This is a genomic window from Gracilibacillus salinarum (assembly GCF_022919575.1).
In the GTDB taxonomy this organism is placed as follows: domain Bacteria; phylum Bacillota; class Bacilli; order Bacillales; family Amphibacillaceae; genus Gracilibacillus; species Gracilibacillus salinarum.
The window spans coordinates 3,109,172-3,133,151 of the sequence record NZ_CP095071.1 but is presented as its reverse complement, the minus strand read 5'-3'; the positions used below and the strand labels follow the sequence as shown (position 1 = coordinate 3,133,151).

At 36.4% G+C, this 23,980-nt stretch carries 22 protein-coding genes; 4 read left to right on the top strand and 18 right to left on the bottom strand.

Features of this window, described 5'->3' with window-relative positions:
* Positions 1-640 precede the first annotated feature (640 nt).
* A complete protein-coding gene (locus MUN87_RS14630; protein ID WP_244741254.1) occupies positions 641-2,191 on the bottom strand; it encodes a multicopper oxidase family protein in 1,551 nt (516 codons plus the stop codon).
* Between the two features lie 296 nt (positions 2,192-2,487).
* On the opposite strand from MUN87_RS14630, the gene MUN87_RS14625 reads away from it, so the two are divergent.
* Positions 2,488-2,814: a four-helix bundle copper-binding protein gene (locus MUN87_RS14625; protein WP_244741252.1), complete on the top strand. Its 327-nt coding sequence runs from the start codon at positions 2,488-2,490 to the stop codon at positions 2,812-2,814.
* A gap of 124 nt (positions 2,815-2,938) precedes the next feature.
* On the opposite strand, the gene MUN87_RS14620 is transcribed toward MUN87_RS14625, so the two are convergent.
* The 13 genes from MUN87_RS14620 to cadC form a co-directional block, all read right to left on the bottom strand.
* Positions 2,939-3,613 carry a response regulator transcription factor gene (locus tag MUN87_RS14620; protein WP_244741250.1) on the bottom strand — a complete coding sequence of 225 codons (675 nt, stop codon included), beginning with the start codon at positions 3,611-3,613 and terminating at the stop codon, positions 2,939-2,941.
* Positions 3,606-4,991: a sensor histidine kinase gene (locus MUN87_RS14615; RefSeq protein WP_244741248.1), complete on the bottom strand. Its 1,386-nt coding sequence runs from the start codon at positions 4,989-4,991 to the stop codon at positions 3,606-3,608. The genes MUN87_RS14620 and MUN87_RS14615 overlap by 8 nt, the downstream gene beginning before the upstream one ends.
* Positions 4,992-5,005: 14 nt before the next feature.
* Positions 5,006-5,731, bottom strand: a complete 726-nt coding sequence (locus MUN87_RS14610) for a cytochrome c biogenesis CcdA family protein (RefSeq protein ID WP_244741247.1) — start codon at positions 5,729-5,731, stop codon at positions 5,006-5,008.
* Between the two features lie 522 nt (positions 5,732-6,253).
* Positions 6,254-6,844, bottom strand: a complete 591-nt coding sequence (locus MUN87_RS14605; protein ID WP_244741245.1) for a class I SAM-dependent methyltransferase — start codon at positions 6,842-6,844, stop codon at positions 6,254-6,256.
* A 240-nt stretch (positions 6,845-7,084) separates the two neighbouring features.
* Positions 7,085-7,294, bottom strand: a complete 210-nt coding sequence (gene copZ / locus MUN87_RS14600; RefSeq protein WP_244741243.1) for a copper chaperone CopZ — start codon at positions 7,292-7,294, stop codon at positions 7,085-7,087.
* 36 nt (positions 7,295-7,330) lie between these two features.
* Positions 7,331-9,721, bottom strand: a complete 2,391-nt coding sequence (locus MUN87_RS14595; protein ID WP_244741242.1) for a heavy metal translocating P-type ATPase — start codon at positions 9,719-9,721, stop codon at positions 7,331-7,333.
* A 16-nt stretch (positions 9,722-9,737) separates the two neighbouring features.
* Entirely contained in the window at positions 9,738-10,040 is a 303-nt protein-coding gene (locus tag MUN87_RS14590) for a metal-sensing transcriptional repressor (RefSeq protein WP_305037396.1), read from the bottom strand.
* Positions 10,041-10,185: 145 nt separating this feature from the next.
* Positions 10,186-10,464: a glutaredoxin family protein gene (locus MUN87_RS14585; RefSeq protein ID WP_244741240.1), complete on the bottom strand. Its 279-nt coding sequence runs from the start codon at positions 10,462-10,464 to the stop codon at positions 10,186-10,188.
* 39 nt (positions 10,465-10,503) lie between these two features.
* Complete coding sequence (locus MUN87_RS14580; protein WP_244741238.1) at positions 10,504-11,178, bottom strand: DUF8832 domain-containing protein; 675 nt, start codon at positions 11,176-11,178, stop codon at positions 10,504-10,506.
* A 128-nt stretch (positions 11,179-11,306) separates the two neighbouring features.
* Positions 11,307-13,454 (bottom strand): heavy metal translocating P-type ATPase, encoded by a 2,148-nt coding sequence (locus MUN87_RS14575; RefSeq protein ID WP_244741236.1) that lies wholly within the window; start codon positions 13,452-13,454, stop codon positions 11,307-11,309.
* 418 nt (positions 13,455-13,872) lie between these two features.
* Positions 13,873-14,487 carry a CadD family cadmium resistance transporter gene (locus MUN87_RS14570; RefSeq protein ID WP_013730037.1) on the bottom strand — a complete coding sequence of 205 codons (615 nt, stop codon included), beginning with the start codon at positions 14,485-14,487 and terminating at the stop codon, positions 13,873-13,875.
* Positions 14,488-14,590: 103 nt separating this feature from the next.
* The gene (locus MUN87_RS14565) at positions 14,591-17,008 is read right to left on the bottom strand and encodes a heavy metal translocating P-type ATPase (protein ID WP_244741235.1); all 2,418 of its coding nucleotides are present in this window, start codon (positions 17,006-17,008) and stop codon (positions 14,591-14,593) included.
* Positions 17,001-17,369, bottom strand: a complete 369-nt coding sequence (gene cadC / locus MUN87_RS14560) for a Cd(II)/Pb(II)/Zn(II)-sensing metalloregulatory transcriptional repressor CadC (protein WP_011304078.1) — start codon at positions 17,367-17,369, stop codon at positions 17,001-17,003. Before cadC ends, MUN87_RS14565 begins: the two co-directional genes overlap by 8 nt.
* Positions 17,370-17,636: 267 nt before the next feature.
* Here cadC and MUN87_RS14555 point away from each other — a divergent pair, with 267 nt between their 5' ends.
* Genes MUN87_RS14555 through MUN87_RS14545 form a run of 3 tightly spaced genes read left to right on the top strand, consistent with a single transcriptional unit; the run spans position 17,637 to position 20,499 of the window.
* Positions 17,637-18,203 (top strand): recombinase family protein, encoded by a 567-nt coding sequence (locus tag MUN87_RS14555; RefSeq protein ID WP_066187253.1) that lies wholly within the window; start codon positions 17,637-17,639, stop codon positions 18,201-18,203.
* 42 nt (positions 18,204-18,245) lie between these two features.
* The gene (locus MUN87_RS14550) at positions 18,246-19,694 is read left to right on the top strand and encodes a TnsB C-terminal domain-containing protein (RefSeq protein ID WP_244741233.1); all 1,449 of its coding nucleotides are present in this window, start codon (positions 18,246-18,248) and stop codon (positions 19,692-19,694) included.
* Positions 19,687-20,499, top strand: a complete 813-nt coding sequence (locus MUN87_RS14545) for an AAA family ATPase (RefSeq protein ID WP_066187256.1) — start codon at positions 19,687-19,689, stop codon at positions 20,497-20,499. Before MUN87_RS14550 ends, MUN87_RS14545 begins: the two co-directional genes overlap by 8 nt.
* A 205-nt stretch (positions 20,500-20,704) precedes the next feature.
* Here MUN87_RS14545 and MUN87_RS14540 read toward each other — a convergent pair whose 3' ends face one another.
* The 4 genes from MUN87_RS14540 to truA form a co-directional block, all read right to left on the bottom strand.
* Entirely contained in the window at positions 20,705-21,718 is a 1,014-nt protein-coding gene (locus tag MUN87_RS14540) for a hypothetical protein (RefSeq protein ID WP_244741232.1), read from the bottom strand.
* Between the two features lie 474 nt (positions 21,719-22,192).
* The gene (gene rpsI / locus MUN87_RS14535) at positions 22,193-22,585 is read right to left on the bottom strand and encodes a 30S ribosomal protein S9 (protein WP_244721488.1); all 393 of its coding nucleotides are present in this window, start codon (positions 22,583-22,585) and stop codon (positions 22,193-22,195) included.
* A gap of 19 nt (positions 22,586-22,604) precedes the next feature.
* Positions 22,605-23,042 (bottom strand): 50S ribosomal protein L13, encoded by a 438-nt coding sequence (gene rplM, locus MUN87_RS14530; RefSeq protein ID WP_244741230.1) that lies wholly within the window; start codon positions 23,040-23,042, stop codon positions 22,605-22,607.
* Positions 23,043-23,224: 182 nt separating this feature from the next.
* Positions 23,225-23,968, bottom strand: a complete 744-nt coding sequence (gene truA / locus MUN87_RS14525) for a tRNA pseudouridine(38-40) synthase TruA (protein ID WP_244741228.1) — start codon at positions 23,966-23,968, stop codon at positions 23,225-23,227.
* Between the last annotated feature and the right edge of the window lie 12 nt (positions 23,969-23,980).

Below are 23,980 nucleotides of genomic sequence, written 5' to 3'. Positions count from 1 at the left end.
AATTATCACTCCTCAAAGAAGTTTGATTAAAGACTTAACCCAATGCAATGTATAATAATCAGCACTTTTTTTGCAAACATTATTTACTAGCATAGCATAATTATGTGTAGAAACTATGAAGATTTTAAGAGGTTGCAAATTGACACAAATTATTCAAATATGTATTAGAAGATGCTATATTTAAGTATTTCTCCCGTGCAGTTATGGATTCAGTCTTAGGATTAGTGTACATATGCTGCAGATAAGGTGACGGAGCATTTGAACTGGCCATCATTATGTCATTGATGTGGATTTAAAATCTTATTTTGATACGATTCCACAAGATAAATTGGAACAAAAAATAAGAAAACGAGTCACAGATGGATCTGTTATTCAACTCATCCATTAATATTCTTCATGTCTGCTTTTATTGTCGTGGTTATCCTATTTTTCAATTTACAAATAGACAGTGAACACTTCAAATCAAGGAAAATCGTTCATTTGGGGGTTTTAAACCGATCTCAAATATCCCCTTCTATATGATTAATGCAAATTTTAAAATAGCCAGTGTGAACTATCATTAATCACACTGGCTATATTAATAATCCTTTTTACATGTCCAGCGTTATATTACGGACCGCCAATACTTTCAGATTGTAGCTTATTCCACTTTTACCTGTCCCATCATGCCGTTGTCTTCATGTTCAAGAATATGGCAATGGAACATATACACGCCCTTATTCTTAAATTGTATAGCTATTTTGACTGTTTCATCTGGTTCTACAGAAATAGTATCTTTCCATCCCCGTTCATTTTCTGGTGGTTCTTCTCCATTTCTAGAAAGTATTTTAAATTGGGCTCCGTGAATGTGGAATGGATGAATCATCCCCCCCATATCATCCGGCTTATTGTATATTTCCCATACTTCAGTGACTCCTTGTTCTTGTGTGAAATCAATTCTATCTGGATCAAATTTCTTTCCATTTATCGTTACCTGGTCCATCATCCCAAAGAGTTCCACTTCCTTTGTAACTGGCAAGTTCCTCTCTTCTTCTGTTATTGAAAAATCATTCATCTCTTCAGGAATGCTACTATCCTCTCCACTTTGATCAGAAACTTCAAATGGTAAAAGGGTAGATCCATCCTCCTCATTTATTAACGCCAACTCATCTTCTGTGTTAAGCTGTGAAAAATCAATAACTATTTCAGCCCGTTCAGATGGGGTCAGTGTAATTTCATTTAGTGTCACCGGTTCATTCAAGAAACCTCCATCCGTCGCAACTTGCACAAAGGAATCTCCTGTATTCAATTTAAATGTGTAATTCCTCGCATTAGAACCATTTAATAGACGAAGACGAACCTTTTCTTTATTTACTGTCAATTTCGGATTTAACGTCCCATTAATCAATGACGTATCACCGATTGTGCCATCCTCATTCATTGCAGCACTGTAATTCAATTGTTTCTCATCATCAAATGTTTTATCTTGAAAAATCAAGGGAATATCATTCTTTCCATACTCATCTGGCAATCCGAGATTCCTTGAATTGTCATCTTCGATATAAATCAATCCTGCAAGTCCATTGTATACCTGTTCAGACGTTTTTCCATCTGGATGAGGATGGAACCATAGTGTTGATGCCTCTTGTGTCACTTCAAATTCGATTAACTTTTCTTCTCCAGGTTCTATAACACTATGTGGGCCACCATCTTCTTCTCCTGAAACTTCCAGCCCGTGCCAATGAAAAGTGGTTTCCTCATCTAGCTCATTTATCGTTCTTATTTTCACCGTATCACCTTTTTCAAATCGAAGCACCGGTCCTAAAAAAGACCCATTGTATCCATACGTTTTCGTTTTAGTACCATCAAATATTTCCGTCTCTCCTTTTTGTGCTCGAACAGTATATACAAGTTCTTCTTCATTATCGCTTTCAAGCACGGAAGGGATTTTCAATTCATTTTCTCCAGTTGAGTCGTTTAAACTTACCACTTCATCATGATCCATATGACCCTCCATGTCATCATTCATAGTTGAATGATCCATTCCTTCTTCCATGGAAGACTCTTCTTCATTCATGTCCATATTTTCACCTGACTGTTGTTCCATATCCGAGTTCTCTTCAGATGTTGAATCAACATTCCCTGAACAAGCAGATAAGACAAGTGCTGTCAATAAAGAAATTAAACCTATTAATAATATTTTTCTTTTCATAAACCACAACTCCCATTAAATGAATTTTTACATATTAATCAATTTCTTTAAAAGCTAAGCATTAATAGCACAAACGGTGGTACTTAGTGAAATAATGATTCCTAAACAATGTAACTATACATTAAAACTTTCGAGAATTTATCAAGAAAAAGTTACTATTTGATGAAGTACATAGCTTTACGTTTGTAAAGAATTTGTGCAGTTTTTATGGAGTTTTATTATTTCAGTTTATATTAAAATTTAACGGGAAACTTATATTATGTAATCAAAAAATCACTAAAATGGAGGTTTTATTAATGGCACATGAACAGCATCAACAACTATTACAAACTTTACATGAATGTATGACAGAGTGTAATCACTGTTATGATGCATGCCTAAAAGAGGACGATATTAAAATGATGGCCGAGTGCATTCGATTAGATAGAGAATGTGCTGATATTTGTGCTTATTTAGAACAAGCAATCTCAAGAGGTACACCCTTTGTTTCTGAATTAGCTTCTGTATGTGCTACTATTTGCGAGGCTTGTGGGGATGAATGTAAAAAACATAGTCATGATCACTGTCAAAAATGTGCGGATGCTTGCTATAGATGTGCAGAGGCTTGCAGAAGTATCGCTTAACTAATTTTGATTGTACGAAAAGTTTACAACTTTAATTAAAAGGATTGCTCATAATTATAATAATATAATTGTGAGCAATCCATTATTAATACAACCATTTAAGAGGCAGATAACCTATAATATATTAAGGTGATTTGATCCATTTATACCCCACACCCCAAACCGTTACGAAGTACTCGTCAATTGGAAATCCGGCCTGTCGAATCTTATCTCTTATATTTCTAACATGAGAGTCAACTGTTCTACCCCCTGTTTCCGACTCAAATCCCCAAATTAAATCAATTAATTTTTCCCGTTCAAATACCTGATTAGGGTTTTTCATTAAATGTCCAATCATCAAGAATTCCTTTGGAGTTAAATTAATTGGTTTATTCTTATAGGAAAGCTCGAATCGGGATTCATCCCATAGCAACCCGTCTATTTCAATAGTATTTGTTTTATCCCTTCTACGTAACAATGCTTCCATTCTAGCCACTAGTTCTTCTTCATTAAAAGGTTTAGTGATATAATCATCTGCACCTAGTTTCAATCCTTTAACAATATCCTCTTTTTGCTCACGGGCAGTTACCATAATAATAGGTACATCAGTAATTCGTCTAATTTTCTTGCAAAGTTCCCACCCATTCATTTCTGGCATCATAATATCAAGTAAAACGATGTCAAAAACTTCTTCTTTTATAAAGGTTAGGGCTTCAATTGCTCCAAATGCTTTCTTGCAATCATAATTGTGAGGTTTTAGATATAAAGCCAATAAGTCTAACATTCGCTTCTCATCATCAATTAACAGCACTTTATTCATTACTACCTCTCCTTAACCATATAATAACACTTGTGCCCTTTTCCAATTCACTTTGCACTTCTATCGATCCACCATGTGATTCTATAATTTCTTTAGCGATCGCTAATCCTAACCCGGTGCCACCGCTTTTCCGTGACCTTGATTTTTCAACTCTGTACAAACGATCAAATATTTTTGGAAGGTCTTTCTTTGGAATACCCTCTCCATTATCTATAATAGAAATTTTGACATATTGATTCGTTTCGCTTACTTCTAATTTAACTTGACTACCTGCATGCGAATGTTTTCTCGCATTATCCAATATATTTAGCAAAACTTGTTGAAATCGTTTTGAATCGACATATGCAACTGTATCATTAGGGCAGTTGACTAAAAATGATATGTTTTTCTCTGAGTATGCTGGTCTAATGCGATCTGCTAACGATTGGATCAACTCTCCCAACACAACTTTCTCACGTTTGATATCAAACTGATTTTGATCCATTTGTGCTAATTCAAATAAGTTCTTAATTAGCACATTCAATTGTTCTGTCTCTTCACGAATAATACCAATATACTCTTCTCTATCTAAATCTGTAATATCGGGGCGGCTAATTATATCTGCATACCCTTTTATATAGGTTAATGGTGTTCTAAGTTCATGTGATATACTTGCCAGAAACTCATTTCTCTCATTTCTTAATCGATCCAAGTCTTGCGATAGTTTAGTAATTGAATTTGCTAACTCTCCTAGTTCATCTTTTCGTTCCTTAGATAACTCAATCCTATTTCTGCCTTCACTCAAATGTTCAGTTGCTTCTTTTATTTTAATTAATGGAAGTGTAATAAACCTAGACAATATAAAAATCGTAATAATTGTTAGAAGTACCGTAATGATGCCCGTAACGAAAAATTGATCACTTAATTGATCTACAATTCTTTTAACAGTATTTGTGTGAGCAAACATAAAGACGTGACCTTGATGCGCTCCATCAATATTAATTGGACTATCTGTTACAATATATTCCTTCTCGGTCCATCGATCTTCAACAATTTCTCCCCCATTTGGCATGTCTTCATAATCAGTATGCTCCATAACATCTAGCATTTCTTCTTCAATAGGGTCAGAATTAATAAGAATATTTCCAGTTGCATCGGTGATTATAACTACATAATCAGAGGCAGATTCCATTAGTCCAACATGTTCTAATGTTGGACTTTCAAAATTATCTTCAAGTACATCACTATGGGTGTTTCCACGCGCTAATAAGTTGTCCATTACTTCTTCGATTCGATCATTGGCCAAGTTCGTATATAGTATTAAAAATAAAAAAGACTCAATGACTAAGATAAAAACGAAAAATAATAATCCAATTTTAAAAGATAGTTTATTAAACATAATGGACCTCTTTACTACCAATAGGTTAATGTATCAAAAATACCAATAAGAAGGAGTAATACCCCAGCTATCTTTTGGGTAATCGCACCAATCTTTCTGCTTTTCTTTAAAATAGCACCACTTGCTCCAAAATACCAAATTAAAAAGATAACAAGCAAAAGTGGAAGGGATGTGCCAATTCCAAATATGGAAGGAAGGATGACACCATAGGATGTTGTCATAACAACCGGCATTAATGTTAATATAAATAAAACAAACATCGTTGGACAAAAGGCTAATGTAAAACTAACTCCCAATAAAAAACTTCCAGTATAGCTATCTTTTAACCTGTTTGGAATCTTAATCATTCCAAATGATTTATTAAATTGAAACAACCCAATCATAAACAACCCAAATATAATAAGTAACGGACCAATTGCTTTACGTAGGACTGGAAACATTTGTGATAAAGCACTGTGAACTTCCTGCCCCAATTGCCAAATAATGATCCCAAGTGCAGAAAATACGACAATCTTCCCCAATATAAATAAGAGTACATGTAACCAGGGAACCTTATCTACTAGTGATTTATTTCCATAAATAGTAATTGCACTAATATTACTTGTAAGCTGGCATGGGGCAACTGCTCCAACTACACCTAGGAAAAAAGTGAATAGTATCGGCATATGTTCGAATCCATATGCCAGCTCGTGAATTGGTCTACTTAACATACCGCTAATTTGATTAAAAAGATCAAACATATTTATTCAACTCACTATGGTTTAATTTACTTTTCCATTCTCTAAAATTTGATCCCAGGATTCTGCACCATCTTTTGATCTATAAGCCTGGCCTTTTGTGGTATAGGTAGCAAACTCCTGATTATCCTGTGGATTTGTGCAATATACATAGGCCCGTCATAAGGTGCTCCAATTCCCATCTTCATTACCATTATTACTACTGCATTCTGCTATATGTAATCGTTACTTGCTTTATCATTTGAACCTGTATTCCCCCTAACTATGTTGTTTTCTTTATTTTTGAGAAAGTAAATCCTCTAATATCATACAAAAAAATATCCATTTTTTGTGCAGCGTTTGTTTTTTAAATTCTTTTAAACTGGTTTTAACCGTCCATCTCACCTTTTGATAACCACTCCTTTAAAATCCTCAACGAACATATTTATATCCTAAAAAAACCAATAATTATCAAACCCGAAAACCAACCAGAACGTTAAAAGTTATGAACCCTCTAGCTTAATACCAGAACACAACGCACTCACTTTATTCATTTAAACATTTAATAGACAACAAGATCCCATTAAAATAGGAGTCTACTTTCAAAACAGACAAGTTTGACTGTTTTATTAGTTCTAAGGTGTCTCGGTTCAAATGACATCCGTCACAAACTTTTTTCCATAACGGTGTTAATATATCCTGTGTTTTTCTTAAGAATGCTTGATCTAATCTTACATGCTCAAAAAATAAAATTTTCGCATTAGGTTTACTAACTCGTTGAATTTCTTGAAGAGCCTTCATCGGTTCTGGAATGGTACAAAAAACAAGCGTGGCTACAACTGAATCAAATGTATTATCCGCAAACGGAAGCTTTTCCGCTTTGACCAGATAGGTTTGAATAGGGATACGTGCTCTCTCCGTCCTTTTAAGTGCTCGTTCCTTCATCAAAGGGTTCGGTTCAATTGCATCTACCCGTGTTACATCCAGATAGTGAGGAAAGTTCACTCCTGTACCTGAACCAATCTCCAGCACCCTTCCTACTGCCTGACTTACCAATGTTTTACGTATTTTCTTAAACTTAGTTTGTTCAAGCGGTCTCATTAACAAATCATAAATAGATGGAAACCATTTTCCCATTCTTCATTCACCTCACCTCAGGAAGAAATTTCTCCAGAACTGGACATACCATGTGACATATTACCTTGTGAATTGGATGTTGATTCCGCGCTTGTATTTTGCTCGTTTTAATCATTCACTAAGAGGGCATCATTAATGCCATCACCTATCATGGCTAACTTTTTCCAACCTTGCTTTAATTCTTTAAATAAAAAAAGCTGATTTTCCAGTCAGAAAACCAGCTTTTTTATTTTTTAGGCACTAGGCACTAACATCATAGCCTTGATCTTCAACAGCTTCTTTCATGGCATCAACATTTACTTTTGATTCGTCAAAAGTAACATCTACTTTGCCAGATTTTAAGTTAACTTCAGCTGCTGATACGCCATCTAATTCATTTAATGCACCTTCAACGGACATTTTGCAATGTCCGCATGTCATGCCTTGGACATCTAGAGTTTTTTGTCCCATGCTTTTTCACCCCCTTTAAAGGTTTTTTAGAAAAAGTTATATCTTAACTCTCTTCAAGCGAAGGGAGTTAGAAACAACACTTACAGAACTCAGCGCCATTGCAGCGCCAGCAACCCATGGTGCAAGTAAACCGACTGCTGCAACCGGGATTCCTGCTGTGTTGTAGCCAAACGCCCAGAAGAGGTTTTGACGGATATTTCGAATTGTCGCATGGCTGATTTTGATCGCTTTCGGTATGAGCAATAGCTCACCACCAAGAATCGTAATGTCAGCCGCTTCAATGGCCACTTCTGTACCAGTTCCAATGGCAATTCCAATATCAGCGATTGCAAGTGCAGGAGCATCATTTACCCCGTCCCCAACCATTCCAACCTTTTTACCTTGTAACTGAATTTCTTTTACTTTATCCGCTTTTTCTTCAGGCAATACTTGGGCTATTACTTGATCAATTCCTACCTGCTTTGCAATTGCTTGTGCAGTTCGCTCGTTATCACCTGTTAACATGATAACTTCCAAGCCTTCTTCTTGTAACTCTCTTATTGCTTGTGGCGCTGTTTCTTTAATCGTATCTGCAACGGCAACAATCCCGCGATACTTACCATCAACAGCAATCAGCATAGCTGTTTTTCCATCCACTTCGTAATCGATCAATTCCTGTTCCGCACTACCAACATCGACTTGGTGATCTTGCATGAGTTTACGATTTCCTACAAGAATGTTATTGCTGGAAATCGTAGCTTCGATACCATGACCAGGTATAGCGTTGAAATCATCTACTTCACCTAACTCAATCTCTTTTTCGGTTGCATAGGCAACAATAGCTTCTGCAAGTGGATGTTCGGAACCTTTTTCCGCACTCGCGAGTAACTGTAATGTCTCATCATCACCTGTAAAGTTTGTTACTTCTGGTTTTCCTTTTGTAATTGTTCCCGTTTTATCCAACACGATTGCATTTAATGCATGGGTACGCTCTAGATGTTCTCCACCTTTAAAAAGAATGCCATTTTCTGCACCTTTTCCTGTGCCAACCATAATAGATGTTGGTGTTGCAAGGCCTAAAGCACAAGGACATGCAATCACAAGGACAGCAATCGCTGCGACTAAAGCAGGTTCAAATTGCCCAGGTTGGACAAACGCGATCCATACCGTAAATGTTAAAATGGCAATACCTACAACGATTGGTACGAAATAGCCGGAAATGACGTCGGCTAATCGCTGGATTGGTGCTTTCGATCCCTGTGCATCCTCGACTACTTTCACAATCGATGCAAGTGCAGTATCTTTACCAACCTTCGTTGCATGCATTTCAATCGAACCGTTTTTGTTTATCGTTGAGCCGATTACGCTAGCATCTACGTCTTTTTCAATCGGGATGGACTCCCCTGTAATCATCGATTCATCTACAGAGGTTCTTCCTTTTACAATCCTACCGTCCACAGGTATTTTTTCTCCAGGTTTTACAACTAATCGATCACCAACGACAACTTCCTCAACTGGAGTCATGATTTCCTCACCATTTCTTATAACGCGAGCTTCTTTTGCCTGTAAATTAAGCAAAGAAGATAGTGCATTCGTTGTCTGGCTTTTTGCTCTTGTTTCCAGATACTTCCCAAATAAAATCAACGTAATGATTACAGCACTTGTTTCAAAGTACAAATGCGGTTCGTACGTTGGATTGCCGATGGTCCTAAATGCTTCGAATAAACTATAGAAATAGGCTGCACTCGTTCCTAATGCAACAAGCACATCCATGTTTGCCCCGCCATTACGAAGGTTCTTATATGCACCGACGTAAAATTGCCAGCCGATAATAAATTGTACCGGCGTTGCAAGTGCAAATTGGAACCACGGATTCATGAATATATCCGGTATATTCATATTAAATAAATGAACCAACATGGTTACTATTAGCGGCGCAGTTAACACGGCTGAAACGATTAATTTCGTCTTCATATTTTTAATTTCTTTTTCTTTATGCGTTTGCTTTTCTTCTGCTTCCGCTTTAAGTTGCGCATCATAACCCAATTTTTTGATTTTCTCGATGATTCCTTTTGTATCTACGAGTCCTGGGTTATATTCTACAGATGCCGTTTCTGTTGTTAAGTTAACATTTGCAGATTTAACCCCATCTTGCTTATTTAATACCTTTTCAATACGGGTTGAACAGGCGGCACAGGTCATTCCAAAAACATCTAAATCTGTTTGTTCCATTAAAACGCCGTAGCCGACTTTTTCAATTTTATTCGAAATATCTTCTATAGAAGTTTTTTCTGAATCATAATCTACCGTTGCCCTTTCTGTTGTTAAATTGACCTGGGCTTCTACTCCATCCATTTTATTTAAAACTTTTTCAATACGATTGGAACAAGCAGCACATGTCATACCTGTTACACCAAGTGTTGCATGGTTTGTTTCGGCTTCGTTCATGATAGCTCCCTCCTAACTACTTGGAAAACTGCTTCAGTACAGTCATTAATTCCTCAATCGTTTCCGCGCCCTCACCTTGTTTAATTGCATCACTGACACAATGGTTGATATGTCGTTCCGTGACTGCGAAACCTACATTTTTTAATGCGGATTGAATGGCGCTAATTTGTACTAAAATATCTACACAATAGCGATCCTCTTCCACCATTTTCTGTATTCCACGAACTTGACCTTCTATACGTTTTAAACGATTAATCGTTTTTTCCTTTTCAGCTTCTGTTCTTGGGGTACTTGGGTGATCACGTAAGAATTTATCCAAATGAATCACTTCCTTTACTTTTATACTTATACTATACCCCCGTATAGTATAATTGTCAACAAAAAAATCAGGAAAAGGTTAAATTATACTATCTAGGGAGGGTATTTAGCCAAAAATACTCTCGCTCTAATCGTAATGATATTAGCTATCCTACATTTAGCAGCCTTTTTATTTCATCCTTGTTCCTTTCAAACCCAATCATGCTTTTTGGCTTTCTCACCAACCTCAAAAGGGATGGATCAGAAAATACAAGTGCTGGTACGATTCTGCTTCTCGTTATCTTTTTAAGATCTTCCTCTTTAGCTGGTTGTTTTGCTAAATCATATTGCTTGTGCGGAATACGATGATCTTCCAAGAATTTTTTCAGATCCTGGCAATCCGAACAAGTAGGTCTAGTGTAGATTTCCAAATGATATTTAGCCATCTCTCTAACTTACCTCCTCGTAGCTTATAATGACTTTACTTATTCTTTTACTTCTAGAATAAAAGGATAGAAGTGTACGTTATCGGCAAACTTAAATTCGGCCCAGATTTTGTACATGCCAGGCTTAGAAAAATGCGCATTAAAAGTTGTTGTATCTTCTGAAGCTGGATGGACATGAATATACTGTTCGACATCCTCATCAACAATAACCACATGACCTAAAGCACCAAGATGTGTATCTGGTTTTTCTCCATGCATATCAAAGACCAACGGGACCTCTTCCCCAACAGTTGCATCCACGGCATCTAATGTGACTGTTTTCCCATCACGCTCTTTCGTCCAAGTATCCTTTCCTTCAAGGTTTACTTTACTTGTTTCATTTGTTCCAACCTGTAAAGTATTTGGCGTAATTTGGTACACCTTGTTTTCCGGTGCAATATCAACGAACGCTTGATAGGTACCATCATTTAGATCTTGGTTTACTACATAGGATCCTTGTGGTTCCTTCTCTGGATGCAAATGATAGTACTCCTCTAAATCATTAGAGACAATGATGAAATGCATCTCTTTTTCATGCAGTACAGTAAGATCAGAGGGGTTCCCGGTATCATCTTTCAATTCAATGAAAACTATTCCATTATTGTATGTCACATTTGTTTTAACCTCTGATTCAACACTATGGTCGTGATGATGATTATGTTTACTATGATCCATTGTTTCTTCCTCCTCGTATAATTAAATAAAGATTCTACTCCATATCTTCTTCGAAAAGATCTAGCGTGAGTTTACTACAATAACCTCACGCTAGAGTTTTACTTTAAATAGCTGTTTGATGACATTACTTAAGCTTTTAATAGTTTTGCATTTATCGCAACAATAATGGTACTCAAACTCATCAATACTGCCCCTACTGCAGGACTTAGTACAACGCCAATCGGCGCTAGGACACCTGCTGCGAGTGGTATGGCAAAAATATTATAGCCTGTCGCCCACCAGAGATTCTGGACCATTTTCCGATACGTTTTTTTCGATAAATCCATTAGTGCCACAACATCATTCGGGTTGCTTTTCACAAGCACCACATCAGCTGTTTCCATTGCCACATCTGTACCTGCACCGATAGCAATTCCCAAATCAGCCGTAGCAAGTGCCGGCGCATCATTCACACCATCACCCGTCATAGCAACCTTCCAGCCTTTTGCTTGTATTTGTTTCACCTGATTCGCTTTGTCATCCGGTAAAACTTCTGCATAGACTTCATCGATACCCAGTTGTTTTGCTACCCAGTTTGCAACCTTTTTATTGTCTCCTGTTAGCATAATGGAATGTATTCCATTTTCCTTCAGGGTTGAAATAGCTTCTTTTGCTGTTTCACGAACGATATCTGCTAACGCGATCATCCCGATCAATTCATCTTCAAGCAGAACAAATACGACGGTCTTTCCTTCTTCTGACATTTCATTAAACAACTGCTGATCGTAACTAAAATTATTATCACTTACATAACCCGGACTGACAACATTTACTTTTCTTCCGTCCACTTTCCCTTGAATTCCTTTTCCTGTTATCGACTCGAAATCAGTTAATTTTCCTAAAGCAACCTCTTGTTCTTTCGCTTCCTTCACAATCCCGGTTGCTATTGGATGTTCAGAGTTTTGTTCTACAGTGGACGCATATTTTAAAAGATCTCCTTCGTTATATCCCTCACTAGGCACGATATTAGTTACACCAAATTCACCTTTTGTCAGTGTACCTGTTTTGTCAAAAACAACCGCATTTAAATTACGTGCCCCTTCAAAATTAGCACGGTTCCGAATTAGCAATCCTTTTTTGGCAGAAATAGATGTAGAAACTGCTACAACAAGAGGTGCTGCTAACCCGAGCGCATGCGGACAGGTAATAACCATAACGGTAACCATCCGTTCAATGGCAACATCAAAAGAGTACCCCAAGAGCAACCAAATAAATAAGGTTGCAAAACCGGCAGCTAGTGCAAGGTAAAATAACCACTTAGCCGCGCGGTTCGTCAAATCCTGTGTTCTGGATTTTGATTCCTGTGCTTCCTTTACCATTGTAATAACCTGTGATAAATAGGAATCTTCCCCTGTTTTTTCAACCTTTACGGTAAGAGAGCCTTCCTTATTAATCGATCCTCCGATGACTTCATCACCTTTATTTTTTTCAACCGGAACAGATTCCCCCGTAAGCATAGATTCATCAATAGCCGAATTCCCATCAATAATCGTTCCGTCTACAGGGATCTTTTCGCCCGGTTTTATAAGTACCCTGTCATTATTTTTCAACTCCGATAATGGGACATCCTGTACTTGATCATTTTCATCTAATCGATGTGCTTCGTTTGGCATAAGTTTCACCAGCTGTTCAAGCGCGTTAGATGCACCCATCACAGACCGCATTTCAATCCAGTGACCGAGCAACATAATGTCAACCAATGTAGCCAGTTCCCAGAATAGCTGACTGCCTTCCCAGCCGAATACAACCATGGTACTGTATCCATAAGCTATGGTAATAGCAAGTGCAATGAGTGTCATCATTCCAGGATTCTTCTCTTTCAACTCACTGATTCCACCTGTTATAAATGGCCAGCCACCATAGAAGAATACTACTGTTGATAATGCAAATAAGATAAACATATCACCAGTAAAACGCCAATTGACCCCAATAAAGTCTTGAATCATAGGCGATAAAGCGAGAATTGGAATGGTAATAATTAAAGAAATAAAGAATCGCTTCTTAAAATCTCCGATCATATCTCCATGATCATGGTGCCCATGACCTCCGTGCCCGCCATGGTCATGTCCCTCGTGACTGCCATGGTCATGAGCATGACTTTGATGACTGTCATGGCTATGTTCTTCACCATCATGATGGTGATGGTTTACTTCGTGATTATGTGCATGGCTATGATAGTCATGGTTATGGTGGTTGTGTTCGCTATGCTTATGTTTTTCGTCCTCATGTTTTGCCATTAATATCACTCCTTCTAAATTATTTTGTTTGTCCTTACATATGTTGCACAAATATCCATTCCTTATTTCTAATATATCATACTATACCCATGTATGGTAATTATAAAACTGAATTAATGAGAAATAAAACTATCTTCATTTGAAAAGACTATTTTTAGCTATTGTGACTAATGTTAGAAGGTATTAATTATTGATTGGATTTTATTCGCTTGGTCAGTGTGTCACTTTAGGAGTTATTTTGCACCTATTTTAATCGTTATTTTGCATTACAAGTTAATAAGGCTAGAGTCAGGAGGTATATAGAAGTCCAATTTCTCAGTTCTAAAATTAAGAAATTGGACTTCTATCGTGACTCCCAAAAGGCGGTCTTATATGTCAAACGAGCGCTGATTCTTATTAGAGAAAAGCGTTCCGATTGTTAAAGAAATGAGAATAAAGCGTTAAATGTACCATTTTCAAACAATATATAAATCCCTAACCCAATGAATACAATAGGTACAATCCAACGTTCATATTTCTCAATTTTTTCTGATACAAAATCTAAGGAAGCTAAGCGATAGCTGACATAACATAAAACAGCAACCATAATCAAAAAGACAATAACAGCAATAAAGATTTCAGACATATTTAAGGTCGTGAAGTACGGTATATAAATCGAAAAGTCATCCGCACTGGAAGCTAATACGATGAAAGTCATCGTCAAAAATAACTGATTAAATTTTCCAGAGGAGAATAAAGATAAAATACTACTTTCATCTTCATCCTCTTCTCCTTTAATCCACATTTTCACACCTAAGTAAAGTGGTAAAAGTCCAAGTAGTCCGATAACCCATTGCTGAGGAATTAAATTTACAACCCCCTGTGCAACTAAAAGACTTGCTCCTATAACAATTGCAGTCCCTATATATTGTCCTATCCAAATATGTTTCACCTGACCTTTTTTTACTTGCGAAAACAAAAGAATTAATATAACGAGATAATCAATTCCTGTTGCTACATATACCGCAGCTGCTGTAAGTATCGTTGCGATCATTTTTCCATCTCCAATATTTTAGGTTTAGGGGTAGGACTTTTCTTCAAATTGAAAAGCCCCCCTTGAATTGCGCACAGCGTGACCTTACTATTCTGTTTTCTACCTATTTATCCTTCACTCTCATCAGTCGTAAACTATTTAATGCTACCAAAATAGTAGCTCCCATATCGGAAAGAATCGCTATCCAAAGGGTTAACCATCCCGGGATAACTAATAGTAAGGCAATTATTTTAATTCCGATAGCAAAAGTGATGTTAGCTTTAATGATATTTAAAGTTTTTCGACTGAGTCTTACTGCAAATGGAAGCTTACTTAAATCATCTCCCATTAATGCAATATCAGCTGTTTCAATTGCAGTATCCGTTCCAGCACCGCCCATTGCAATTCCAACAGTAGATGCAGCAAGTGCTGGAGCATCATTAACGCCATCGCCAATCATAGCTACATTATCATGCTCCGATTGCATTTTTTTAATATAATCTAATTTATCCTGTGGCATCAATTCAGACTGAATATCAGAAACGCCTACATGTGTACCGATTGCATTTGCAGTACCTTGATTATCACCTGTCAGCATAATTGTTTGCTTGATACCTAACTGATGAAGTTTTTGAATCACATTTTTACTTGTTTCACGAACCTCATCTGCAACGGCAATTACGCCGAGAATTGTTTTTTCCGTTCCAATAATCATGGCTGTTTTTCCTTGGTTTTGTAGGATTTTCACATTGTTTTCAAACCCAAGGCTAAAATCGGAAACATTTAATTCCTTGAAAAGTTTTGGGCTTCCAATATAGTAAGTAGTTCCGTTTACAATCCCTTTTATACCTCGCCCAGTAATCGAAGTGAATTCTTCCACTTGTACATTAGAATAAGGGATATTATCTTGCTCTGCCTTTTTCATTATTGCTGAAGCAAGTGGATGTTGTGAACGATATTCTAAAGCTGTAATGGTAGAGAATAGCTCTTTTTCTTCCACTTGGTCATTTAATACTTCAAAATCTGTTACCACTGGTACACCTTTTGTCAGTGTTCCTGTTTTATCAAATGCGACTGCCTTAATGGCTCCTAATTTCTCGAGATAGACACCACCTTTAACCAACACACCTTTTTTCGCTGCATTTCCAATTGCCGAGACAATCGAGATTGGAGTAGAAATAACTAATGCACAAGGACATCCAACTACAAGAACTGCTAATCCTTGATAAACCCATGTATCCCAACTGCCACCAAAGAATAGGGGTGGAACGACTGCAACCAAGGCTGCAATAACCATAATGATCGGAGTGTAGTATTTCGCAAATTTATCAACGAATGCTTGGGCTGGAGCACGCTCCCCTTGTGCTTCTTCAACAAGATGAATAATCTTGGCAATGGTTGTATCTTCTACGTATTTGGTGATTTTTACTTCAAGTAGTCCCTCTTCGTTAAGCGTACCTGCAAATACTTCGTCATCTACCGCTTTGGAGACGGGAACAGATTCTCCTGTTATAGCTGCCTGATTGACAGCCGACAAGCCATTCACAATGATTCCATCCATGGCAATTTTCTCCCCTGGTTTGACAATCATGATATCACCCACAGCGATATCGTCCACATGGATTATTATTTCCTGACCATTTCGTCTAACTAGTGCTTCTTTTGGGGCGATATCCATCAATGAACGTATGGATTGTCTTGCTCTGTCCATAGAGAAGCGTTCAAGTGCTTCACTGATTGCAAAGAGAATAACAACAATAGATGCCTCTGCCCATTCACCAATAATGGCAGCTCCAATAACGGCAACGGTCATCAGGGTTTTCATGTCGAAATCAAAGCGTATCAAATTTTGAAAACCGACTTTAAATAATGAATATCCGCCAATTACAATAGAACCTACAAATAACATGGAAGTTACGAGGTTATCTTCTCCATTTACAAAGTGAGAAAGGTAACCAAAAGCAATTAGTAGTGTGGCAAACAGCAATGTACTATGTTTTTTATAAAATGGTGTTTTCTCTTCTTTATGAGCCTTAGCGTCATCTTTAACCCTTTGTATCGTTTGATTCGCTAGTTTTTCAGGAGATACTTTTAGATTCTCAAAAGCACCTGCTTTTTCAAGTTCTTCAACCGATGCATTTCCATATACATCAATTTTAGAAGCGCCAAAGTTTACTTTTGCATCCTCAACTCCAGCTATTTGTTTTACATTTTTTTCAAACTTCCCCGCACAATTTGCGCAGGAAAATCCTTCCACACGGTAAACGTTTTTATCTTTAATTACCACAGGTTCTACCCGTCTTTTAGGTTTCTCTGGTGCCACTTTAAGATTTTCAAAAGCACCAGCCTTTTCTAGTTCTTCAACAGTTGCACTGCCGAAGACATCAATTTTTGAAGCTCCAAAATTTACTTTTGCGTCCTGAACGCCTGGAATCTTTTTAACATTTTTCTCAAACTTTCCTGCACAATTTGCACATGAAAATCCTTGGACCCGATAGACGTTCATTTCTTCTTCCATTAGTTTAACCTTTTGTTCAGACATTGACCTTCACTTCTTTCTTATGTGCTAGGGCGATCATCATTATCTGCCTGATATGTTCATCATCTAAAGAATAGAAAGCTAGTTTTCCTTCTTTTCTAAAGTTGACCACCCCTTGCTTATAAAGCGTACGTAAATGATGAGATGCATTTGCTATCGTAACACCTAAGATATTTGCTATATCACAAACACACAACTCTTCATCCTGACACAGAGCGTAAGTAATTTTTGCTCTATTTTCATCGGCAATAGCCTTTAACATTTGGCTAACACCAGAAATATCAACTGTTTGTAAATCCCCTTGTATTCGATTAACCTTTTCTTCGTCATAACAAAAAATTTCACAAGTATCTTTCTTTTTCATATTATCATCCCATCTTCATTCAAATATTTATTTGCATATATTATAACCATTTTCGACTCATCATTCAAGCTAATATTTGAATGAAAATAAAAGAAGTAAGTAGGGCATAAAATTCTAGTCTCAAAAACGAATGTTTTTGAGACTTTTTTCTTTCACGATTAAATGGCTTATAATTAATGTGAACTTAGTCTTTAAAGATTGCTCAAAAACTATGTATCATATACCTCCTTTTGTGATATAATTTTACTGAAAAGGTGGTATTTTTTTATGAGTCAGTATATTTATGGATATGCACGAGTGAGTACTCGTCAACAAGAATTAGCACGTCAATTGGATTTATTAGAAAAATATAATTGTAATGAAGTTCTGACGGAAAAAATGACAGGAACAAAATCAAACCGGCCAGAGTTAAATCGTTTAAAAGACAAGTTGAGACCAGGGGATATTGTTGTTGTAGAAAGTTTTTCAAGATTAGGTAGAAGCACGAAAGATTTAATTGATCTAGTTAATTATTTTGAGGAAAATAATGTGAAATTAATTAGTGTGAAAGAAAGTTTTGACACTACGACTCCACAAGGAAGGTTAATGATGACCGTTTTTCAGGCTTTTAGTCAGTTTGAAAGAGATTTGATAGTTGAACGAACAAAGGAAGGACTAAAAAGTGCTAGAGCAAGAGGAAGAAAAGGAGGACGACCAAGAGTAGCAACTAAGGATATTACAAAAGCCATAAATCTTTATAAAACTGAAGAATACAGTGTAAAAGAAATTGTTGAAATGACTGGTATTAGTAGAGCCACTCTTTATCGATATTTAGATAATGATAAATTAGAGTAACCTAATGGTACTAGCTTCACTTATTGGAAGGAGCTGTTTCTAATGAAAAAAGAACTTCCACCATTGACTTCTTATTCAGAAGATCAAAGACAAAAGGCTATGAATAAATACAATTTAATTGCACCATATCTTAACCATGAGAAAAATTTGAAAACTATTGCTCAGGAATCTGGTGTTTCAAAACGAACACTTCAATATTGGATTAGTAAGTACCAGCAATTTGGATTAATTGGTTTGATTCGAAAGAATCGAACAGATTCAGGAATCTTTAAAGTGGAAAAAGAAGTACAAGAAGAAATTAAGAATTTAATACTTAGTCACAAAAGAAATTCAGTCACTTCTATTCATAGGAAGATTTGTGAGATATGCAAAAAGAATAAGTGGAAGCAACCCAGTTACTATCAGGTTTATACTATCTCAAAGTCTTTATCACCAGGACTAAAAAAACTAGCCTATGAAGGGAAAAAAGAATATCAAAACACTTATGATTTAATTCACCGACGAGAGGCTAATTACCCTAATGAGATATGGCAAGCTGATCATACCCCATTAGATATAATTGTTTTAAATGAGAAAGGAAAACCAGAAAGACCTTGGCTAACAATTATTTTAGATGATTATAGTCGAGCAGTTGCTGGATACTTTTTAACTTTTCAAGACCCGTCTGCTATACAAACATCTTTGGTCTTACACCAAGCAATATGGAGAAAAAGAAACCTCGATTGGCAAATATGTGGTATCCCCGAAAAGTTTTATACAGATCACGGAAGTGACTTTACTTCCAATCATTTGGAACAAGTAGCTATTGATTTAAAGATTAATCTAGTTTTCTCTACAGTAGGGGTTCCAAGAGGGCGCGGGAAAATAGAAAGATTCTTTTCAGCCATTAATCAATTGTTTCTACAAGATTTACCTGGCTATTTCGGAAATCAGAATAGCACTGCACTTCTTACTCTTAAAGAACTTGACGATAAATTATCAAATTTCATCATATATAACTATCATCATAGGGTTCATGGTACAACAAAAAAAGAACCCATTAAAGCCTGGAGTAATTCTGGATTTCTCCCTAATATGCCAGCTAGTTTGGAATGTCTAGATTTATTATTATTAAATGTAGCAAAACCAAGGAAGGTTCATTCGGATGGTATTCACTTCCAAGGTTTAAGGTATATAGATACAAACCTAGCTGCATATATTGGTGAAACAGTCATTATTCGTTATGATCCAAGGGATATCGCAGAGATTCGGGTGTTTTATCAAGATAAATACTTATGCACTGCTGTTTCCCCTGAAATTTCTGATTACCAAGTAGATTTAAAAGATATTGTTTCAGCACGAAATAAAGTACGAAAAAACCTCAAGAACCAACTTGATACTGGAAGAACTGTTGCAGAAGAAATAGCTTTATCAAAGCAAAAAGATTTCGAGAACCAGTCGAATAAATCTGATTCTAAAAAGTCAAAACTCAAGAGGTATTTCAATGAATAAATCAAAGAAGTTTATTGAAACAAAAGAATATAAAAGATTTGCAGAGTTTTGTGATGCGTGTATCAAATATAAATATATAGGTATTTGTTATGGTCTGCCAGGTGTAGGAAAAACATTATCCTCAAGGTATTATTCAAATTGGGACTCCATCCAAAAACAAATAGCCTATAAAAACGCAAAGGAAATCGGTGCGAATGCAGATGAAAAGATTCTTGATGCTAGAACGATTTTTTATACAGCCCCAGCAGTACGGGCTACTAAAATGACAGATGAAATTCATAGTATTGGAACTAGAATGGGTATGGTTAGAACTATGTATAAAGTACTTAACAGAGGTGAAGAAGAAGAGTATTCTACTAGTTCGTTTGAAGAAATTGACCTGATTATTGTTGATGAGATAGATCGACTAAAAGTGCAAAACTTAGAGCAACTAAGGGATATATATGATCGAAATGATATAGCAATGATATTAATCGGAATGCCTGGAATTGAAAAGAGATTGGCTCGATATCCCCAACTCTATTCTAGAATTGGATTTGCTCATGAATTTGATAAACTCAGTAAAGATGAAACCCATCATATCTTGGAGTTTAAATGGGAAGAACTAGGACTTTCTATAAAACTTGAGGACTTTTCCGATTATGAGGCAATAACTAGCATCATAAAGATTACTGGAGGAAATTTTAGGCTTATACAAAGATTGTTCACTCAAATTGAAAGGATACTTGAAATTAATAATCTTGAAACCATAACAACAGAGGTTGTTGAAGCTGCACGAGACAGTTTAGTAATCGGAATCAAGTAAGCATTAAAAAGCTATCTTTTAAAAGGAGATAGCTTTTAATAATTTATAGTGCAAAATAGCACATAAAACAGGTGCAAAATAACTCCTAAAGTGACACCCTAGTGCAGTCACCCCTACTTTATTTTTGTATTCCTTAAATTGAAGTTGATGCTCTCCACAGAACCACTTTTTATTGTCATAAGTTTCTTTTTTGCATTTTGGCATTTTACATATCTTCTGCTTCAATTTTTATCGTTTCACTCCCTTCAATTTTTTTACTTATCATATCTTCAATTAAATTTGAGATGTTTTTTATAATACCTTCTGAGAGTTCATTAAACCATTGCTCTTCACCTTTAAGTATATTATCTATTTTCCAAGCAACTGATTTACCAAATTCACTTTCCTTTAGCAACGTTTGCTCAATGAAGGATTGATAATTAGTTAAGGTTGAAATTAAGGCTTCCTTCTCCCCTAAGACGCTATAGATAACTAAATTCAAATGAATTGTAGTATTGAGATATCCTATTGAATTTTGAAGTAAGTTTTCAATTCTTTCAGCTTCTTTAATTTTAATTTTTGTATCCATAAAATTATTCGCATCTTGATTAATAGCCAACATTAATTTAGCAATTGTTTGATTACTCATCTTAATTGCAGCTAACAACAATTCATTTTTAAGTTTTTTATCTTGTGCAACTAAGCCTTCAATCACTAATTGCCTTGCACTAAAAAAGCCCGCATACCTATCATTATATTGACCTTGTTCAACGCGCTTTACTAATTTGTTCAAATCCTGAATCTGTTCTGAGATAGCTGCCAATTGACCTTGAATTGCTGAAAGTTCTGGGAGGTTACCCAACTCATTAACAGTTCGGGCGTCTAACGTAATAAAGCTTTTAGATTTACCGCTTGCTGTATCTTTAATGACCGCATATGTCTCTCCTGTTTTTTTTCTTATACCAAGAGACCACTCCCCGTTATCCAGCTTCTTTTTGGCATAATCCGAAATATTAGCAACATACTCTGTGTTATTTTTGTTTGCTAATTTTTGAATCAGTTTTGCTTTTGAAACTTGTGAAAATAATCCTTCTTTTATTTGATTGGATACTGTAGCTCCTGCTACTTTTTGCAATGATGACAGTGAGTAGGAATTAAAGTCATAACTATATAAGCTTTTATCTGTTACATCAATAGACATGGACGCATCGTTAGGTATTAATATTTCAAAATCATTCATTTTAACGTTCACCGCCTCAACAGATTAGTTTTTAAAAACTAGACTGGTTCCGTATAAATTAATTTATTATAACATATTATTTACTCTTCCCTTATAAACAAAATTTCCTCTTACCCCGAAGTGAGAAAAAGATTATAAGAAGTAAGTATAAAATTAGCGCTTTGAAAAATAAGAGTGTCTTAAATCAGAAGCATCTGCTTTCAAATGGCCTTTTTGTTGCATTATCACAATTCAGCTTATCAATGCAATAGTATCAAACTTTTATATAAATATCGAAGTTTATTTTAAATGATCGAACTTTATTATAAATAATCAAAATATATTTCAAATCTACACTTTTTCTTTAAATTATTTGTCTGCTACTTGTATGTTACGTGTATGCTACGTGTGAATTTTTCTACCAATTTAAACGTCCCCATATACAGTAAAATCCCCCAACCACACGTGGTTGAGGGATTTGCAAGTGTTGATTTATTAACGCTTTGAGAACTGTGGTGCACGACGAGCTTTTTTAAGACCGTATTTCTTACGTTCTTTAGCACGCGCGTCACGAGTTAAGAATCCAGCACGTTTAAGTGTTGTGCGGTATTCTGGATCAGCTTCTAATAATGCACGAGCAACGCCGTGACGGATTGCACCAGCTTGACCAGTGAAACCTCCACCATCAACGTTTACTAATACATCGTAGCTACCTTCAGTTTCTGTTGCAACTAAAGGTTGCTTAATGATTGTACGAAGAGTTTCGTATGGGAAGAAATCTTCCGCATCGCGATTATTTACAACGATACGTCCAGTACCTGGAACTAAACGTACACGTGCAGTTGAAGTTTTACGGCGTCCGGTACCGTAGTATTGTACTTGTGCCACTGTAGTAACCTCCTTCTAATTATCCGCGAAGTTCTAAAACTTCTGGTTTTTGTGCTTCATGCTTATGGTCTGTTCCACGATAAACGTGAAGTTTTTTACCCATTTTACGTCCTAATTTACCTTTTGGTAACATACCCTTGACTGTAAGTTCAAGCATTTGCTCAGGGTATTTTTCACGCATTTCACCAGCAGTACGTGATTTTAAACCACCAGGGTGATTAGAGTGACGGTAGTATAACTTATCGCTAAGTTTTTTACCTGTAAGTTCGATTTTGTTCGCATTGATAATGATCACATGATCTCCAGTATCAACATGCGGTGTATATGTTGGTTTATGCTTACCGCGAAGGATTGAAGCAACTTCACTTGCTAAACGACCAAGCGTTTGTCCTTCTGCGTCTACAACAAACCATTTGCGTTCAATGTTATTTTCATTTGCCATGAAAGTTGTGCGCATGATCAGTAACCTCCTAAATCATTGTTTCTTAATCTTCGTTTGTCCGAGTTTATATTCTAACACGAGTAACTTTCCGGGGCTATTCGTGGTTTAGAAAATAAAATGCCATAGACCATAATATAATAATATAGGCCAAATGTCAATAGATTGCACGCAAGGAATCGTTGTTTTTGTCAACTTTTTTAATAATAGTCTACATCCCACAGGTATAACCCTTGTGGTGGAGCGGTTTTTCCCGCTTTTGAACGGTCCAAGGAGCTGATGATTTCTTCGACATTTTCAGGCTCTCTATCGCCTAATCCAACCTCCAGTAAGGTGCCGGTAATGATGCGTACCATATTATATAAAAATCCGGTGCCCCGAACCTTGATTATGATCTGATTGGCTGCATCCTGTTCAATTGATATTCCCGTAATCGTTCTGATTTTGTCTCCTTTTACATTATTGTTAGCTGCACAAAAAGAAGAAAAATCATGTGTTCCCACCAGATACTTAGCCGCTTGTTGCATACGTTCCAGCTGTAAAGGCTGTGGAACATGATGGCAATAATGACGCTTAAACAAATCTCTTTCATTCGTATTTAAAATGACATAACGGTATTCCTTCTCTCTCACATCAAAACGGGCATGAAAGTCAGCTGATGCTTCAGCAATATCTTTTACTTCTATATCATCCGGAAGCATCGTATTTAATGCTTTTAACCAGTTAGCGACCGGAATAGTAAGTGACGTATCAAAATGAATGGTCTGTCCTACTGCATGGACCCCTTGATCGGTTCTTCCTGATGCTGTCACTCTGATATGCTCACCCTTGTGCATTTTAGCTAAGACGGCCTCTAATTTGCCCTGTACCGTCCTGCCATTAGGTTGAATCTGATATCCAGAGAAATTGGTCCCATCATATTGAATAATTGCTTTTAATCTCATAAATAGTCCCCT

Bases quoted from the DNA above. Each gene is read 5' to 3' on its own strand.
- MUN87_RS14630 (WP_244741254.1), bottom strand. From the start codon at position 2,191: ATGAAAAGAAAAATATTATTAATAGGTTTAATTTCTTTATTGACAGCA.
- MUN87_RS14625 (WP_244741252.1), top strand. From the start codon at position 2,488: ATGGCACATGAACAGCATCAACAACTATTACAAACTTTACATGAATGT.
- MUN87_RS14620 (WP_244741250.1), bottom strand. From the start codon at position 3,613: ATGAATAAAGTGCTGTTAATTGATGATGAGAAGCGAATGTTAGACTTA.
- MUN87_RS14615 (WP_244741248.1), bottom strand. From the start codon at position 4,991: ATGTTTAATAAACTATCTTTTAAAATTGGATTATTATTTTTCGTTTTT.
- MUN87_RS14610 (WP_244741247.1), bottom strand. From the start codon at position 5,731: ATGTTTGATCTTTTTAATCAAATTAGCGGTATGTTAAGTAGACCAATT.
- MUN87_RS14605 (WP_244741245.1), bottom strand. From the start codon at position 6,844: ATGGGAAAATGGTTTCCATCTATTTATGATTTGTTAATGAGACCGCTT.
- copZ (WP_244741243.1), bottom strand. From the start codon at position 7,294: ATGGGACAAAAAACTCTAGATGTCCAAGGCATGACATGCGGACATTGC.
- MUN87_RS14595 (WP_244741242.1), bottom strand. From the start codon at position 9,721: ATGAACGAAGCCGAAACAAACCATGCAACACTTGGTGTAACAGGTATG.
- MUN87_RS14585 (WP_244741240.1), bottom strand. From the start codon at position 10,464: ATGGCTAAATATCATTTGGAAATCTACACTAGACCTACTTGTTCGGAT.
- MUN87_RS14580 (WP_244741238.1), bottom strand. From the start codon at position 11,178: ATGGATCATAGTAAACATAATCATCATCACGACCATAGTGTTGAATCA.
- MUN87_RS14575 (WP_244741236.1), bottom strand. From the start codon at position 13,454: ATGGCAAAACATGAGGACGAAAAACATAAGCATAGCGAACACAACCAC.
- MUN87_RS14570 (WP_013730037.1), bottom strand. From the start codon at position 14,487: ATGATCGCAACGATACTTACAGCAGCTGCGGTATATGTAGCAACAGGA.
- MUN87_RS14565 (WP_244741235.1), bottom strand. From the start codon at position 17,008: ATGTCTGAACAAAAGGTTAAACTAATGGAAGAAGAAATGAACGTCTAT.
- cadC (WP_011304078.1), bottom strand. From the start codon at position 17,369: ATGAAAAAGAAAGATACTTGTGAAATTTTTTGTTATGACGAAGAAAAG.
- MUN87_RS14555 (WP_066187253.1), top strand. From the start codon at position 17,637: ATGAGTCAGTATATTTATGGATATGCACGAGTGAGTACTCGTCAACAA.
- MUN87_RS14550 (WP_244741233.1), top strand. From the start codon at position 18,246: ATGAAAAAAGAACTTCCACCATTGACTTCTTATTCAGAAGATCAAAGA.
- MUN87_RS14545 (WP_066187256.1), top strand. From the start codon at position 19,687: ATGAATAAATCAAAGAAGTTTATTGAAACAAAAGAATATAAAAGATTT.
- MUN87_RS14540 (WP_244741232.1), bottom strand. From the start codon at position 21,718: ATGAATGATTTTGAAATATTAATACCTAACGATGCGTCCATGTCTATT.
- rplM (WP_244741230.1), bottom strand. From the start codon at position 23,042: ATGCGCACAACTTTCATGGCAAATGAAAATAACATTGAACGCAAATGG.
- truA (WP_244741228.1), bottom strand. From the start codon at position 23,968: ATGAGATTAAAAGCAATTATTCAATATGATGGGACCAATTTCTCTGGA.